Source organism: Halomonas sp. HL-93, from assembly GCF_900086985.1.
GTDB lineage: Bacteria > Pseudomonadota > Gammaproteobacteria > Pseudomonadales > Halomonadaceae > Vreelandella.
In genome coordinates this window covers 441,586-456,580 of the sequence record NZ_LT593974.1, presented here as the reverse complement: position 1 = coordinate 456,580, position 14,995 = coordinate 441,586, and the positions used below count along the sequence as shown (strand labels likewise).

Annotated in this window: 12 protein-coding genes; 5 read left to right on the top strand and 7 right to left on the bottom strand. The window is 57.6% G+C overall.

All coding sequences use genetic code 11. The features are described from left to right. Window positions 1-10: 10 nt before the first annotated feature. Both GA0071314_RS01995 and GA0071314_RS01990 read right to left on the bottom strand, forming a co-directional pair. Complete coding sequence (locus tag GA0071314_RS01995) at window positions 11-1,507, bottom strand: CoA-acylating methylmalonate-semialdehyde dehydrogenase (RefSeq protein WP_074395072.1); 1,497 nt, start codon at window positions 1,505-1,507, stop codon at window positions 11-13. Window positions 1,508-1,527: 20 nt separating this feature from the next. Continuing rightward, window positions 1,528-2,901 (bottom strand): aspartate aminotransferase family protein, encoded by a 1,374-nt coding sequence (locus GA0071314_RS01990; RefSeq protein WP_074395071.1) that lies wholly within the window; start codon window positions 2,899-2,901, stop codon window positions 1,528-1,530. 254 nt (window positions 2,902-3,155) lie between these two features. On the opposite strand from GA0071314_RS01990, the gene GA0071314_RS01985 reads away from it, so the two are divergent. The 5 genes from GA0071314_RS01985 to GA0071314_RS01965 are packed head-to-tail and all read left to right on the top strand — an operon-like array spanning window position 3,156 to window position 8,499. After that, window positions 3,156-3,398, top strand: coding sequence for a hypothetical protein (locus GA0071314_RS01985; protein ID WP_074395070.1), 243 nt, complete (start codon window positions 3,156-3,158; stop codon window positions 3,396-3,398). A gap of 13 nt (window positions 3,399-3,411) precedes the next feature. Continuing rightward, on the top strand, window positions 3,412-4,935 hold the full coding sequence (locus GA0071314_RS01980; RefSeq protein WP_074395069.1) for a sodium:solute symporter family protein: 1,524 nt from the start codon (window positions 3,412-3,414) through the stop codon (window positions 4,933-4,935). A gap of 28 nt (window positions 4,936-4,963) precedes the next feature. Further along, entirely contained in the window at window positions 4,964-5,791 is an 828-nt protein-coding gene (locus tag GA0071314_RS01975) for a FadR/GntR family transcriptional regulator (RefSeq protein ID WP_074395068.1), read from the top strand. A 30-nt stretch (window positions 5,792-5,821) separates the two neighbouring features. After that, window positions 5,822-7,096, top strand: a complete 1,275-nt coding sequence (locus GA0071314_RS01970; RefSeq protein ID WP_074395067.1) for a Zn-dependent hydrolase — start codon at window positions 5,822-5,824, stop codon at window positions 7,094-7,096. A gap of 2 nt (window positions 7,097-7,098) precedes the next feature. Then, a complete protein-coding gene (locus GA0071314_RS01965) occupies window positions 7,099-8,499 on the top strand; it encodes an amidase (protein ID WP_074395066.1) in 1,401 nt (466 codons plus the stop codon). Window positions 8,500-8,589: 90 nt separating this feature from the next. Here GA0071314_RS01965 and GA0071314_RS01960 read toward each other — a convergent pair whose 3' ends face one another. The 5 genes from GA0071314_RS01960 to GA0071314_RS01940 are packed head-to-tail and all read right to left on the bottom strand — an operon-like array spanning window position 8,590 to window position 14,991. Then, window positions 8,590-9,969, bottom strand: a complete 1,380-nt coding sequence (locus GA0071314_RS01960) for an L-serine ammonia-lyase (RefSeq protein WP_074395065.1) — start codon at window positions 9,967-9,969, stop codon at window positions 8,590-8,592. Window positions 9,970-10,005: 36 nt separating this feature from the next. Then, entirely contained in the window at window positions 10,006-10,872 is an 867-nt protein-coding gene (gene purU / locus GA0071314_RS01955) for a formyltetrahydrofolate deformylase (RefSeq protein WP_074395064.1), read from the bottom strand. A 57-nt stretch (window positions 10,873-10,929) separates the two neighbouring features. Further along, complete coding sequence (locus GA0071314_RS01950; RefSeq protein ID WP_082934176.1) at window positions 10,930-11,592, bottom strand: sarcosine oxidase subunit gamma; 663 nt, start codon at window positions 11,590-11,592, stop codon at window positions 10,930-10,932. Then, the gene (locus GA0071314_RS01945; protein ID WP_082934175.1) at window positions 11,585-14,635 is read right to left on the bottom strand and encodes a sarcosine oxidase subunit alpha family protein; all 3,051 of its coding nucleotides are present in this window, start codon (window positions 14,633-14,635) and stop codon (window positions 11,585-11,587) included. The genes GA0071314_RS01950 and GA0071314_RS01945 overlap by 8 nt, the downstream gene beginning before the upstream one ends. Next, entirely contained in the window at window positions 14,632-14,991 is a 360-nt protein-coding gene (locus tag GA0071314_RS01940; protein ID WP_074395063.1) for a sarcosine oxidase subunit delta, read from the bottom strand. Before GA0071314_RS01940 ends, GA0071314_RS01945 begins: the two co-directional genes overlap by 4 nt. Window positions 14,992-14,995: the final 4 nt, after the last annotated feature.

The window sequence follows — 14,995 nt, the reverse complement described above, 5'->3', positions numbered from 1 at the left end:
CCCCAGGACGTCAACTCTGATTGGCCGGGAACGAGAACTCGGCCTGGGTCGCTTCACTGACCGACGGCCAGCGCTGGGACACCGCCTTGCGGCGGGTATAGAAGCGCACCGAGTCAGGCCCGTAGGCATGAAGGTCGCCAAACAGCGAGCGCTTCCAGCCGCCAAAGCTGTGATACGCCACAGGCACTGGCAGCGGTACGTTGACCCCGACCATGCCCACTTCAATACCGTCGGTAAAGCGGCGGGCGGCTTCGCCATCGCGGGTGAACAGGCAGGTGCCGTTGCCGTACTCGTGGTCGTTGATCAGCTGCATGGCGTCGTCCAGGCTGCCCACCCGAACAACGCAGAGTACCGGCCCGAAAATCTCTTCCTGGTAGATACGCATCTCGGCGGTGACGTTATCGAACAGGCAGCCGCCGACAAAGTAACCCTCTTCATGGCCCGGCACTGTCAGCTTACGCCCATCGGCGACCAGCGTGGCTCCGGCACTCACGCCGTCCTCGATAAAGCTCAGCACTTTATCGCGGTGCTCGGCGGTGACCAGCGGCCCCATATCCAGGCCTTTCTCGGTGCCCGGGCCCACTTTGAGGTGGGCGATTTTGGGCAGCATGGTTTCCACCAGTCGATTGGCGGTCTCATCGCCCACGCATACGGCGACCGAGATCGCCATACAGCGCTCGCCGCAGCTGCCATATGCCGCGCCCATCAGGGTGTTGGCGGCGTTTTCCAGATCGGCATCCGGCAGCACCACGGCGTGGTTTTTAGCGCCGCCCAAGGCCTGCACACGCTTACCGGCGGCGGAGCCACGGGTATAGATCGCCTCGGCGACCGGGGTGGAGCCGACAAACGAAATGGCTTTGACGGCCTTGGCATCGAGCAGCGTTTCCACCGCTTCGCGCCCGCCGTGCACCACGTTCATCACACCGTTGGGGAGCCCGGCTTCCTGGAGCAGTTCCGCCACCGCCATGGCCGCGGAGGGGTCTTTTTCCGACGGCTTGAGGATAAAGGTGTTACCGCAGGCAATCGCCATCGGGTACATCCACAGCGGCACCATGGCGGGGAAGTTGAACGGGGTAATGCCCGCCACCACGCCCAGAGGCTGGAAGTTGGACCAGGCATCGATGCCCGGCCCGACGTTGTGGGAATACTCACCCTTCAGCAGCTCCGGCACGCCGCAGGCGTACTCGACGTTCTCTATACCCCGTTTGAGCTCGCCCATGGCGTCTTCAGGGGTTTTGCCGTGCTCTTCGCTGACCAGCTGCACCAGGCGGTCGGCGTTATCTTCGAGCAGCTGCTTGAAGCGGTACATGACCTGGGCGCGCTTGTTGGGTGGCGTATCGCGCCAGGCGGGAAACGCCGCCTGGGCGGCGGCAATCGCGCGTTCCACGTCGGCAGCATTAGCATCCGCCACCTGGCGGATCACCTTGCCCGTTGAGGGGTTAGTCACGTCCAGCGTGCGCTGACTTTCGATCAACTCACCGTTAATCAGGTGGGAAACAACACTCATGTTTTACTCTCCGAAATAACCTATGCCAGCGAATCCAGGGTGGTCGCCACCGCGTCGAACAGGCGCTCGAGTTCGGCCTCGGTAGTGCCAAACGGAGGGCCGAACTGCAGCGTGTCGCCGCCGTAGCGCACGTAGAAGCCCGCCTCCCAAAGCGCCATGTGCGCGTCGCGGGGACGAATCGTGGGATCGCCATCGCGGGGGGCCAACTGAATCGCCCCGGCCAGACCGTAGTTGCGAATATCGACAATATGGTTGCGCCCTTTCAGGGCGTGCAGCTTCTGCTCAAAGGTAGGCGCGATGGCCTTCACCTGGGCGGGGAAGTTGTCACGCTCCATCATGTCAAGCGCAGCGAGCCCCGCCGCACAGGCCACCGGGTGGGCGCTGTAAGTATAGCCGTGGGGGAATTCAACCGCGTGCTGGGGGCCGCCCGCGTGCATAAAGGTATCGAAAATCTCGCTGGAGGCGATCACCGCGCCCATGGGGATGGCGCCGTTGGTGATCTGCTTGGCAACGTTCATGATATCCGGCGTCACGCCAAAGGCCTCGGCACCTGTGGTGGCACCACTGCGCCCGAAGGCAGTGATCACCTCGTCGAAGATCAGCAGGATATCGTGGGCGGTACATATCTCACGCAGCCGATCCAGGTAGCCTTTGGGGGGCACAATCACCCCCGCCGAGCCTGACATCGGCTCGACAATCACCGCCGCAATGGTCGAGGCGTCGTGCAGCGCGATTTGATCGAGCAGCGCATCGGCAAGCTCGACGCCGGTTTCCGCCTGGCCACGCGTATAGGCGTGGCCCGCTTGCAGGGTATGCGGTAGGTGCGTGACGTCCATCAATGGGCCGTAGTGTTTCCGGTTGGGGCCAATACCGCCCAGGCTAGTGCCGCCAATGTTGACGCCATGGTAGCCCTTGGCACGGCCGATCATGCGGGTTTTCTCTGGCTTGCCTTTCAAGCGCCAGTAGGCCTTGGCCATTTTGACCGAGGTATCCGCGGCTTCTGAGCCTGAGTTAGTGAAAAACACATGGTCGAGCCCGGCGGGCGTGAGGCTTGAGACCTTTTCCGCCAGCTTGAACGCCAGCGGGTGGCCAATTTGGAAGCCAGGGGCAAAGTCGAGGGTGCCTAGCTGCGCTGCAACGGCTTTTTGGATCTCTTCGCGGTTGTGGCCCGCACCACAGGTCCATAGGCCGGAAAGCGAATCAAACAGCTTACGGCCCTGGTCGTCGATGTAATAGCGACCTTCCGCTCCGGTAATCACCCGCGGGTTGGCACGAAAGTCCCGATTCGAGCTAAACGGCATCCAGTAATGCTGATTAAGCGCGGCATTAGGCGAGTGATCTTCAACAGCATCCGCAGAAGCCTGCGGGGATGTTTTGCTTTTTAGTCCAAACATGGTGTCCAGCTCCATCGCTATAAGGCATCACCTCAGCATGGCTGACTAAACACGTTTGTAAAATTATGCTTTTCTTTTGTTCACGTTAGAAAATCCATACGCAAAAAAGCTGTTTCAGCATCCTAGTCGCTTGACGCTGATCACCAAATTGCCTAATTGTTATATTTATACGAATAAATACTAATAATACAGGTCACGCCCCACAGTGCATTGCACTGCTCACAAATTTCTTACAACTGAAGGGCTTACTCACTATGAAGTATTTAACTCCGCACAAACTAGCGCTCTACGGTGGCATAATTTTCAGCTTTTTAATGCTGGAAAGCCCGGTCATTATGCTGGCTAACCGAATAGAACCCATGGTACTGGGCATTCCGTTTCTTATTGTCTGGAACCTATTTTGGTGGTTTGTGTTAACAGCACTTTTTTTGGTGGCGTACTTTACCAACTGGGGTAGCCCAGCACCCAATGCCAAGCACGCCATTAAACAGCCATAAAGGGGGATAACGTATGACCGGCAGCTTATTAATTATCGCGGCTTTTATGATTATCCCCTTGATAGTTGGGGTTTTATCAGCGCGTCAATCGCAGGAAACCAGTGAAGATTTTTTCGTACAAGGCCGCGCCATGGGCAGCATCGCTGTGTTCTTCACCGTGGCGGCAACCTGGTGGAGTGCTTTTGCTTTCTTGGGCTCTAATGCCACATTTTATACCAACGGCCCGGTATTTCTTACCGCGCTGGCCTGGAACCTGCTATTTGGCTTTATGTATTACTGGATTGGCAAGCGGGTGTGGTTTTTAGGCAAGCGGTTCAACTACTTAACACCTTCGGATTTAATCGGTGATTTTTATAATAGCGAAGCCCTGCGCATTACCGTGGCCGCTATTACTCTTATTTTCACTATCCCTTATTTACAGATTCAGCTAACCGGTGGGGCATACTTAATTGAAGTGGCCTCCGGTGGGTTGATTCCGTTCTGGCTGGCAGCGCTGCTGTTCTACTTCATTATCATTATCTACGTATGGATTGGCGGCATTCGCGCTATCGCCTGGACCGACGTGATTTATGGCGCCCTGTTGTTCTTTGGCATGATGTACGCTGGTTACTACATTTCTTCCCAAGTGGGTGGCCCGGCGGCGCTTTTTAGCCAGTTACAACAGTCCTCTCCAGAACATCTCACTATGCCAGGGCCTAACGGCACGATGGGCTACCCCATGTGGTTCTCGCTCTTTGTCGTAACCGCCATTGGTGCTTTTATGGGGCCACAAATTTGGCTACGCATGTATTCGGTGAAAAGCGGTAAGCTATTTAACTTAATGCCATTTCTACTGGGCTTGGCGGCCTTTGCCTATGTGGGATCGGTGCTATCTGGCTACTCTGGGGTCTTGCTTGAGCCCGATGTAGACAACCCTGACCAAATCCTGCCCATTATGCTGATGGAGTATGCGCCTTACCTGCTCGCTTCACTGATTATGGCCGCCGGGGCTTCAGCCGCCATGTCGACTGCTAATTCACAGATCCACGCGGTTTCCACCGTAGTGACGATGGATATCTACAAGCGCTATGTGAATCGTGAAGCAAGCCAAGCACGTATTGTTTTTATTGGCCGCTTATCACTGGTGGGCTTTTCCCTCGCCGCTTACATCATGGCGCTCACCGTGCCCGGAGTACTAGTGACGATTGGCATTGCCGCTTTGGCGGGCACCGCACAACTGGTGATTCCCACCATCGGCGCTATCGCCTGGAAAAAAGCCCACCCTACTGCTGCGCTTGCTGGCTTGTGGGGCGGCGTTGCCTGTGTGCTACTGATGACCTTTGGGCCGCTAAGCGCTCCTTGGGGTTTCCATGCAGGCATCTGGGGCTTATTGCTAAATACCCTGCTGTTTGTTGGCCTAAGCCATGCGCTGCATCGTCGCGATACAGCGGTAGTGGAGCGCTTTACCCAGGCACGCTACGACTATGATGCTGAGTACCACCCCGAGCGGTTACCTGCCTACACGCAGGAAACGGCCTCTATCGACAGCTACAAATGATCGCTAACGACAACCAAGGAGTGTGTTGATGGCTCAAGCCCCTGTTCCAACCTCCAGGCGCCGACCCAAGCTCGCCGAGCTGATCAGCGATGATATCAAGCGCTGGATTGCCGCCGAGTCGCTTGGGGAAGGTGATCGCCTGCCTAACGAAAAAGCCCTGATGGAGCTTTATGGCAGTGCCAAAGCCACGGTGCGCGAAGCACTGAAGATTCTGGAGGTTGAGGGGCTTATTACCTTAAAAACCGGGCCTAAAGGAGGCGCGGTAATCAATCAGCCGGGCATGGAGCCCGCCAGCCGCATGCTGCGTAACTTCCTGCATTTTCAGCAGTTGGATGGCAAGCAGGTTTACCAGTTGCGCAAACTATTGGAAGTCGAGCTGGCAGCATCGGTAGTAGGCAGACTGACAGAGGACGATTACCAGCAGCTTGAAGCCAATATGACGGCCTGCAGTTGCTGCGGCGGTGAGGAGGACCACCGGCACCAGCGGTTTTTGGAGCTGGAGTTCCACCAATTACTGGCCCGCGCCTGCCCTAACCCTTTGCTAGCGTTTATATGCCAATTTTTAAACGACATGCTGCGCGACTTGGTGGTGATCAAAAAGGCCTACGTGCCAGAGCGTAAACAGTTCGACCACGCCAACCAGAATTACCACCGACAACTGGTGGAGGCTTACCGGGCCGAAGATACCCTGCGTGTACGCCAGATCATGACCGAGCATATGGCGGACGCAGAAAGCCATATGAGTGCACTGGAAGCGGAAATGGCGGCACAAATGCTGATAAGCAGTGACTTTCTGTACCCCCACAATCATCGCTCCAAGCTACACGACTTATTGACAGATAACGTTGCACCCTAGCGCTGCGTTTGACCCTGCGAGGACACCAAGATGAACACCTACGTGAACCCAACTACCAATATCACTGATCTACGCACCGACAGCGACCGCCTTTGGCAGTCGCTAATGGAGATGGCAACGTTAGGCGCCACCGCTAAAGGTGGGGTTAACCGCCAAGCGCTTACCGATTTAGAGCGCCAGGGGCGTGATCTATTTATTCAATGGTGTCGGGCAGAGGGCTGCACGATTCGCATCGATAATATCGGCAATATCTTTGCCCGCCGGGAAGGCAGCGACCCCACCGCCAAAGCGGTGATGGCGGGCAGCCATTTGGATAGCCAGCCCACCGGCGGCAAGTACGACGGCTGCTTCGGCGTACTCTCTGGCCTGGAAGTGATCCGCACCCTTAACCAGCACAACATCACCACAAAAGCACCCGTTGAAGTAGTGGCCTGGACCAATGAAGAGGGCTGCCGCTTCGCTCCTTGCATGATGGGCTCTGGTGTCTTTACCGAGGCGCTTGAGTTTGATGCCATGATGGCGCGCACTGACGCCGACGGCGTCACGGTCAGCGATGCCTTGGACGCCATTCACTACCGCGGCAACGACAGCGTCTCGCCGAGTGAGATCAGCGCCTACTTTGAGCCCCACATTGAGCAGGGGCCAATCCTGGAAGATACCGACACCACTATTGGCGTGGTTATCGGCGGACTGGGGCAAAAGTGGTTTGATTTAACCCTAACCGGGCTTGAAGCTCACGCAGGCCCTACGCCGATGAACCTGCGCCGCGACGCCATGATGGGTGCTGCGGAAGTTACCCAAGCGCTCAACCGCATTGCCCAAGAGCACCAGCCTCATGGCCGAGGCACGGTCGGCTGCATGACGCTGCACCCTGGTTCGCGCAACGTGATTCCCGGCCAGGTCAAAATGACATTGGATATGCGCCACTGGGAACCAGAAGCGCTTGAAACCATGGGCCAAGCAGTCACCGCAGCCGTTGAGGAGATTTGCCAACGCCATGGGCTTGAATACCTTCTGGAACCCACCGCCAACTTTGCTCCCGAATTCTTCGATAAGGAATGCGTAGATGCGGTTCGCCAGGCAGCGGAAAAGCTCAACCTCTCCCATATGGATATCATTAGCGGCGCAGGCCACGATGCAATGTTTGTCGGCCGCGTGGCCCCCGCCGCAATGATCTTTATTCCCTGCAAGGATGGTATCAGCCACAACGAAATTGAGAGCGCCACCGCGGAGCACGTTCACTCAGGCTGTAACGTTCTATTACACGCCATGCTAAATGCGGCGGGCGTTAAGGAAAGCGTATAACCATGGCTGAAACGTTTGACACTCTAACAGCCGTTACCGCACTGGAGCGTTTTGGCGAGGGATCGCTCTCGCCGGAGGCACTGGTGGATGACTGCTTGGGGCGGATTGCCCGCGATAACCCCAAGGTAAATGCGTTTACCTGCGTTAACGAGGTAGAGGCCCGGCGTTTGGCGGAAAAATCCGCACAGCGCTGGCAGGCAGGTGCACCGCTTGGCCCGCTGGACGGCATTCCCGTCACCATCAAGGATTTGACGCTGACCAAAGGGCTGCCTACGCGCTTGGGGTCGACGACCACTGCACCGGATGGCCCCTGGGAGGTAGACGCTCCTATCAGCCGCCATCTACGCAGTGCCGGAGCCATCGTGATCGGCAAAACCACCTCGCCAGAGTTTGGTTGGAAAGGCGTTACCGATAATCCGCTGCACGGCATTACCCGCAACCCCTGGAATATAGAACTTACTCCGGGCGGCTCGTCAGGGGGTGCTGCCGCGGCATCCGCGCTCAATCTGGGCTTGTTGCATCAGGGCAGCGACGCGGGCGGTTCTATCCGTATCCCTTGCAGCTTTACCGGCACCTTTGGCATTAAGCCAACCTTTGGCTGGGTGCCCCAGTGGCCCGCCAGCGCTATGAGTACGCTCTCCCACCTCGGCCCAATCACCCGCACTGTGACGGATAGCGCGCTAATGCTCAACGTGATGGCGCAGCCGGATCCTCGGGATGGCTACTCCGGTAATCCACATGGACCAAACTGGCTAACCCCGCCCCCTGTTGATCTACGCGGCTGGCGCATCGCCTTTAGCGCCAACCTGGGCTATGTGGAGGTAGCGCCGGATATTGCTCAGCGGGTAGAAGAAGCCGTTGCCCATCTCGAAGAGCTGGGTGCAACGGTTGAGCGGGTTGATCCTGGCTTCAGCGATCCGCTTAGGACATTCAACAAGCTCTGGTTTGCAGGTGCCACTCAAGCACTCGAAAAACTGGACGAACAGCAGCAGGCAGCGCTCGACCCAGGGTTTCTGGATATCGCTCGACGTGGGCAGGATGTATCGCTTTCCGACTACCTCGCCGCGCGGCGCGAGCGTAGCGAATTGACGGCCCACATGGCGGCGTTTCATCAGCAGTATGATTTGCTGGTCACGCCCACCATGCCGATTGCGCCATTTGCTGCGGGCCACAACGTGCCACCGGGTGGAGCCCACCGCGATTGGATGGACTGGACGCCATTCAGCTACCCCTTCAATCTCACCCAGCAGCCCGCCGCCTCGCTGCCTTGCGGGCTGGATAGCCAGGGGCTACCGGTGGGGCTACACCTTGTGGCAGGCAAATACCAAGACCTTAAGGTGCTACAGGCTGCCCAGTTGCTGGAACGTTATCTGCCCCTGCTAACGCCGCCTTCTCTGGCTTAAAATGTTAAGCGTTCATGGTGCAATGATGACAGGCACGCAACGCGTGCCTGTTGTATAGCATCAACTTTCGGTTGCGGTTAATCACTTCACTCAACACTCAATCGTATTAACCGCCAACCCGCCTTTCGAGGTTTCTTTATATTTATCCTGCATGTCAGCGCCCGTATCGCGCATGGTGCGGATCACTTTGTCCAACGAAATAAAGTGTTGGCCATCACCCCTTAGTGCCATTTGCGCCGCGTTAATAGCTTTTATCGACGCGATGGCATTGCGCTCGATGCAGGGTACCTGGACTAGACCGCCGACAGGATCGCAGGTTAGCCCCAGGTTATGCTCCAGGCCTATTTCAGCGGCGTTTTCTACCTGCGCCACCGTACCACCCATCAATTCGGCAAGGCCTGCGGCCGCCATCGCACAGGCAGAGCCAACTTCCCCTTGGCAACCTACCTCAGCACCCGAGATCGAGGCGTTTTTCTTGCATAGAATGCCCACAGCACCCGCCGCCAGCAGGAAGTCGACGACGTCTCGTTCGCTGGCCCCTTCGCGAAAGTGCATGTAGTAATGCAATACCGCCGGGATAATACCCGCGGCACCATTTGTCGGCGCCGTCACCATACGCCCACCCGCGGCATTTTCTTCATTGACCGCCAGCGCATAGAGGTTGACCCAATCCATCGCCGACATCGTCGTGGTAATCACTGAGGGATTTTCATCAACCGCCTGCAATCGTTGATGCAGCAAACGCGCCCGCCGACGAACATTAAGCCCGCCGGGCAACACGCCTTCGGCCTCAAGCCCTTTGTTCACACAGGCTTTCATCGCCTCCCAGATATCGCAAAGCCCCTTGCGGATCTCGGCCTCACTGCGCCAGGCGCGCTCGTTTTCGAGCATCAACTCACTAATGCGCAAGCCGCTTTCCTGGCACATGGTCAACAAGTCGGCGGCGGTCTGGAAGTCATAGGGAAGCTTAGTGGTATCGCTATCCAATTGGCCTTGCTCTGCCTGGGCCTGATCCACCACAAACCCACCGCCTACCGAGTAGTAGGTATTCTGATACAGCTCAGCGCTGTGTCCATGTGCGATCAGCCGCATGGCGTTGGGGTGATGGGGCAGGCTTTCCTCGAACAGCTGCATGTCTCGCTGCCACTGAAAGGGCACGCTGTAATGGCTGTTCAGGAGCAGCACCTCAGAGGCTTTTAACGCATTGATAGAGGGCGCAATAACATCTGGGTCGATATCATCTGGCCTTTTCCCCATCAGGCCCATGATCACGGCGTGATCGGTGCCATGGCCAACTCCCGTGGCGGAGAGAGAACCGAAGAGGTGCACCTCCACGCGAGTTACTTCGTTCAACAGTTTCTTTGCCTCAAGCTCACCGATGAAGTCAAAAGCGGCCCGCATAGGGCCGACTGTATGCGAGCTCGATGGTCCGATGCCGATCTTAAAAAGATCGAAAACACTAATTGACATGCTTATCTACCTTCCAGAGGTGTTGTCATTATCTGACTAGCGGTCAAAAACTACGGTGCGGTTGGCATGCAGGAAGACACGTCGCTCCACATGCAGTGTAACGGCCCGAGCAAGCGTCAAACACTCGACATCACGCCCCTTGGCCACTAAGTCTTCCGGATAGTCGGTATGGCTGACGGGCTCGACCCCTTGGGTAATGATCGGCCCTTCGTCGAGGTCATCGTTAATGTAGTGAGCGGTCGCCCCCACTAGCTTGACCCCCTTCTCATAGGCCTGATGATAAGGGCGAGCCCCTTTGAAACCTGGCAGCAGCGAGTGATGAATATTGATCGCTTTCCCCGTTAACTTTTTGCACATGCCACTTGAGAGCACCTGCATATAGCGCGCGAGAATGACCAGTTCAGCGCCGGCTGCTTCTATTTCGTCCCAGACTTGAGCCTCTTGCTCTGGCTTGGTTTCGGGGGTGATCGGCAAATAACGGTAAGGAATATCATGCCATTCGGCCAGGGACGCCAAATCTGGATGGTTGGAGACAATGGCGCGAATATCGATGGGCAATTGACCAATGCGATAACGATACAGCAAGTCGTTGAGGCAATGATCGGCCTTGGACACCATGATCACCACCGGCATCCGCGTTTCGGGTGCCGTCAGCTCGAAACTCATTGAGAAGTCAGCGGCCCGCTCGGCAAATCCCGATTGAAAAGCCTCAGCATCGAACGCCTCGTCTTCCGGCCGAAACTCGGTGCGGATAAAAAAGCGATCGCTTAGTCGATCATCAAACGACTGCTGCTCGGTGATGTAACAGCGCTGCTCTTTTAAAAAGCGCGTGACAACATCGACCGTGCCAAGCCTACTGGCGCACTGAGCCGCCAATATCCAACGGTTATTTTTATCTTGCATAGTAGGCTCCCCCCAGTGAAGAAAGAGTGGACGCCGGCATTTGCCGGCGTCCACTCATCAGTCTTTAACGCCGATGGCATACTCTTCGCCCGCATCAAGCAGCCAGCGATAGAGGTAATCGGCGAAGCTACGGCGCAATACCAACTCCCAACGGTCCTCGGCAGGGCGACGCAGGATCAGATTACTTTTAGCAAAGACTGTGGTGACGCCTTTGCCAACGGGGAAGGCCGCAGGATGCACGTCATAAGGTGCCGATTTCATCAGAAGCTCCGTGGCGGCGTCGCCTTCAAGCTCAATCAACGTCTGGCCACCGCTGGCGTTGACGATGGCATAGTGAGCATCGCCCAGCGCCTCGCGCAGTTTTGCTTCCAGGGAAAACTCTTCGCCACCGGGGACAATGACGAGCCATTCGTCCGGTGAGAGCCACTGGGCAGAACGCTCGCCGCTTTGATCCTGGCTAAGCGTATTAGGGCGTGCCGGCAGGCCAAAGCCGAGGACTTGCCGAACTGCTTCATCAAGCACAATGGCACCACCGCGCAACATCACATGGCCTAACATGGCGCGCTCGCGCATCACCACGCGACTACGGTCTGAAACGCTAGGGCGGCCAGTACGATGATACGACCAAGCCAGTGGAGACTCTGTCAGCACATCGGCAGTGGGGCGAACATCATACATATTGGTGCCGGTTAGCGTATTTGCAGATGTGTGTTCAGACATGCTGGCGCTCTCCCTTGGGGTCGTAAAAGATAGGGCTGACGATTTCGGCGGCATGAGTCTTGCCATCGCCCATCGGCAAATAGACGATCTCGCCCATACGCTGATGCCCGCCTTTGACCACCGCCAGTGCAAAGCCGCTTTCGAGTATCGGGCTGTAATAGCTGGACGTCACGTGCCCCACCATGGGCATGGGGATAGCGTGATCAGGATCAAGCACGATCTGTGCGCCTTCTTCAAACACCACAGAGGGGTCTTGGGGCTTCAGGCCGACCATCTGCTTGCGATCCACGCGCCGCGTATCCGAACGGGTTAGCGCTCGCTTGCCGACCCATGGAAAAGGCTTGTCATAGCCCACCGCCCACTGCATGCCGAGGTCTTCCGGCGTGACCGACCCATCGGTCTCCTGCCCTGCAATGATCAGGCCTTTCTCAGCCCGGAGCACGTGCATGGTCTCGGTGCCATAGGGGGTCAGGTCGTATTTCTCGCCGTGCGCGAAAAGCGTCTTCCAAACATGCAGCGCATAGTTGGCTTGGACATTAATCTCGAAGGACAGCTCGCCCGTAAAGGAGATACGGAAGACCCGTGCTGGCACGTCGGCAACCTTGCCCTCGCGCCAGTCCATAAATTTGAAGGTCTCGCGATCCAGGTCGATATCGGTGATCTCGGCAAGCAGCTTGCGTGCCTCCGGCCCGGTGACCGTGATCGTCGCCCAGTGGTCGGTCACCGAATTGAAATACACCTGTAACTCGGGCCATTCGGTTTGATGCCACAGTTCCAACCACTCCATCACGCCCGCCGCACCGCCGGTAGTGGTGGTCATCAAGAAGTGATTCTCACCCAGGCAGCTGGTGGTGCCGTCATCCATCAGCATGCCATCGTCTTTGCACATCAGGCCGTAACGTACGCGCCCGGGCGCTAGCTTGGCCCACTTATTGGTGTAAATTCGCCCCAGGAACTCTCGGGCATCCGGGCCCTGGATATCAATCTTGCCCAGCGTCGAGGCATCTAAAACACCCACCCCTTGACGCACCGCAAGGCACTCTCTGGCCACCGCGTCGTGCATCGATTCTGTCTTGCCATCGACGGTTCTCGGGAAATACCAGGGACGTTTCCACTGACCCACCTCTTCAAACTCGGCCCCCTGCTCGACATGCCACTGGTGCAAGGCGGTATAACGCTCGGGGTCAAACAGGTCACGGCAGTGGCGGCCCACAATGGCACCAAACGTCACCGGCGTATAGTTGGGCCGGAACACGGTAGTGCCTACCTCGGGGATCGTCTTATTTAGGCAACGTGCCGCAATCGCCATGCCATTAATATTGCCAAGTTTGCCTTGATCGGTACCAAAACCCATCGCAGTGTAGCGTTTAACGTGCTCGATGGACTCAAACCCTTCGCGCGTCGCAAGCTCGATCGCGGCCGCCGTCACGTCGTTCTGCATATCCACAAACTGTTTGGGACCACGCAGCGTCGATTTCTCGTGCGGCACCTGATACAGCGCGCAGGCGACACCTTGGCGGGCAGTATCAACATGTGGCAGTTCGATGGCCGTTACCGACTGGCCAAGCGCCGATAGCGCCTCAGCCGCTGCTGCACAACCATCCGCCAGGCCATCCGCGAGCTTATGCAGGCCACGTACGCTACCTGCGGCATGCACGCCTTTGACCAGGCTAGGCACGAAACCGAGAATCTCGTCGTTCCAAGTCGGCCGTGCCCCGGTATGCGACGCCAGGTGAATGGCCGGACTGTAGCCACCAGAGCTTGCGATGGTGTCACACGACAAGGTTTCAGACGGGCCGGTCACTTTGAAAGCTTCTGCATCGATCGTCGCAACGCGTGCGCCGCTTACTCGATCCCCGCCCTTCGCTTCCAGTACGGCGGCGCCGTCGATAATGCGCACACCGCGCGCACGAACCTGTTCGACCAAATCGCCATCCGGCGCCAGGCGAGCATCCACAACGGCGACCACCTCACGGCCGGCATCAAGCCAGTCGAGAGCCGCGCGATAGGCGTAATCATTGGTGGTTGAAAGCACCAGCTTGTTGCCGGGCACCACGCCATAGCGACGGATGTAAGCCGACACTGCTCCCGCGGTCATATTGCCCGGCACGTCGTTATGGCCATAAACCAAGGGACGTTCGTGGGCACCGGTTGCCAGCAGCACTTGCCCCGCACGCACGCGATGCATGCGTGAACGGCTCGGGCGACGCCCATCAAGCAGTGGAGCCGTCTCACCAAGGTGCTCGGTGCGCCGCTCATGGAGGGTGACAAAGTGATGGTCGTGGTAACCATTCGCCGTGGTACGCGGCAGTAGGGTGACGTTATCCATCTGAGCAAGCTCGCTCACAACGCGCTCGACCCATTGATTGGCCGGCTGGCCATCGAGTTGTTCGCGGCTATCGAGTAGCGAGCCGCCCATCTCTTCCTGCTCATCGCAAAGAATCACCCGCGCACCACTGCGCGCGGCGGTGAGCGCTGCGGACAGCCCGGCCGGGCCAGCCCCCACGACCAATAGGTCGCAATGCTGGTTGAGATGGTCGTAATGATCCGGATCGCGCTCCATCGGGCTGCGGCCAAGCCCCGCTCCTTTACGAATAACCTTCTCGTAGGTCATCCACATGGAGGCAGGCGCCATAAACGTCTTGTAGTAAAAACCCGGCGGCATAAAGCGCCCACCGAGCTTACCCACGAAGCTCATCATGTCGCGTTGCGCAGATGGCCAGCCGTTGGTGCTGCGCGCCACCAGGCCATCAAACAGCGCCTGCTGCGTGGCCCGCACGTTGGGCACCTGAGCCGCTTCGGTGCTGCCTAGCTGCACCAATGCATTGGGTTCCTCAGCCCCGGCCGCCACGATCCCCCGCGGCCGCGAATACTTGAAGCTGCGGTTGACGATATTCACGCCGTTAGCAAGCAGCGCCGAGGCCAGGGTATCACCGGCATGGCCCTGATATTGCTTGCCATTGAAGGTAAAGCTCAGCGTTTTCGAGCGATCAATTCGCCCCCCTTCGCGAACACGATTTGGCTGTTTCAACAACTGGCTCATACGTGAACTCCTTCCTGACGCGACAGCTCTTGTTGTGTGGCGTTGACCTGATCAGTGGACTTGCCCTCGGGGTACTCCGCCGTAAAGTGCGGCTGCTCGCCCATGGGATACGTCTCAAGAATCTCGTACGTCACCGTGTTACGTGTGACATTAAAGAACTTTCGACAGCCGATGGCGTGCACCCACATTTCATGGTGGATGCCGCGCGGGTTATCACGGAAAAACAGATAGTCGCCCCACTCTTCATCGCTACAGGCGTCGGGGTCTGCTGGCCGTGTGATATGCGCTTGGCCCTTGGGATGAAACTCCTCTTCTTCTCGGAGCTCTTCGCAATAAGGGCAGTAAATATGCAACATGGTA

What these genes read in the sequence shown, in the direction of transcription:
- GA0071314_RS01995 (WP_074395072.1), bottom strand. Translation starts at nt 1,507, where the DNA reads ATGAGTGTTGTTTCCCACCTGATTAACGGTGAGTTGATCGAAAGTCAG.
- GA0071314_RS01990 (WP_074395071.1), bottom strand. Translation starts at nt 2,901, where the DNA reads ATGTTTGGACTAAAAAGCAAAACATCCCCGCAGGCTTCTGCGGATGCT.
- GA0071314_RS01985 (WP_074395070.1), top strand. Translation starts at nt 3,156, where the DNA reads ATGAAGTATTTAACTCCGCACAAACTAGCGCTCTACGGTGGCATAATT.
- GA0071314_RS01980 (WP_074395069.1), top strand. Translation starts at nt 3,412, where the DNA reads ATGACCGGCAGCTTATTAATTATCGCGGCTTTTATGATTATCCCCTTG.
- GA0071314_RS01975 (WP_074395068.1), top strand. Translation starts at nt 4,964, where the DNA reads ATGGCTCAAGCCCCTGTTCCAACCTCCAGGCGCCGACCCAAGCTCGCC.
- GA0071314_RS01970 (WP_074395067.1), top strand. Translation starts at nt 5,822, where the DNA reads ATGAACACCTACGTGAACCCAACTACCAATATCACTGATCTACGCACC.
- GA0071314_RS01965 (WP_074395066.1), top strand. Translation starts at nt 7,099, where the DNA reads ATGGCTGAAACGTTTGACACTCTAACAGCCGTTACCGCACTGGAGCGT.
- GA0071314_RS01960 (WP_074395065.1), bottom strand. Translation starts at nt 9,969, where the DNA reads ATGTCAATTAGTGTTTTCGATCTTTTTAAGATCGGCATCGGACCATCG.
- purU (WP_074395064.1), bottom strand. Translation starts at nt 10,872, where the DNA reads ATGCAAGATAAAAATAACCGTTGGATATTGGCGGCTCAGTGCGCCAGT.
- GA0071314_RS01950 (WP_082934176.1), bottom strand. Translation starts at nt 11,592, where the DNA reads ATGTCTGAACACACATCTGCAAATACGCTAACCGGCACCAATATGTAT.
- GA0071314_RS01945 (WP_082934175.1), bottom strand. Translation starts at nt 14,635, where the DNA reads ATGAGCCAGTTGTTGAAACAGCCAAATCGTGTTCGCGAAGGGGGGCGA.
- GA0071314_RS01940 (WP_074395063.1), bottom strand. Translation starts at nt 14,991, where the DNA reads ATGTTGCATATTTACTGCCCTTATTGCGAAGAGCTCCGAGAAGAAGAG.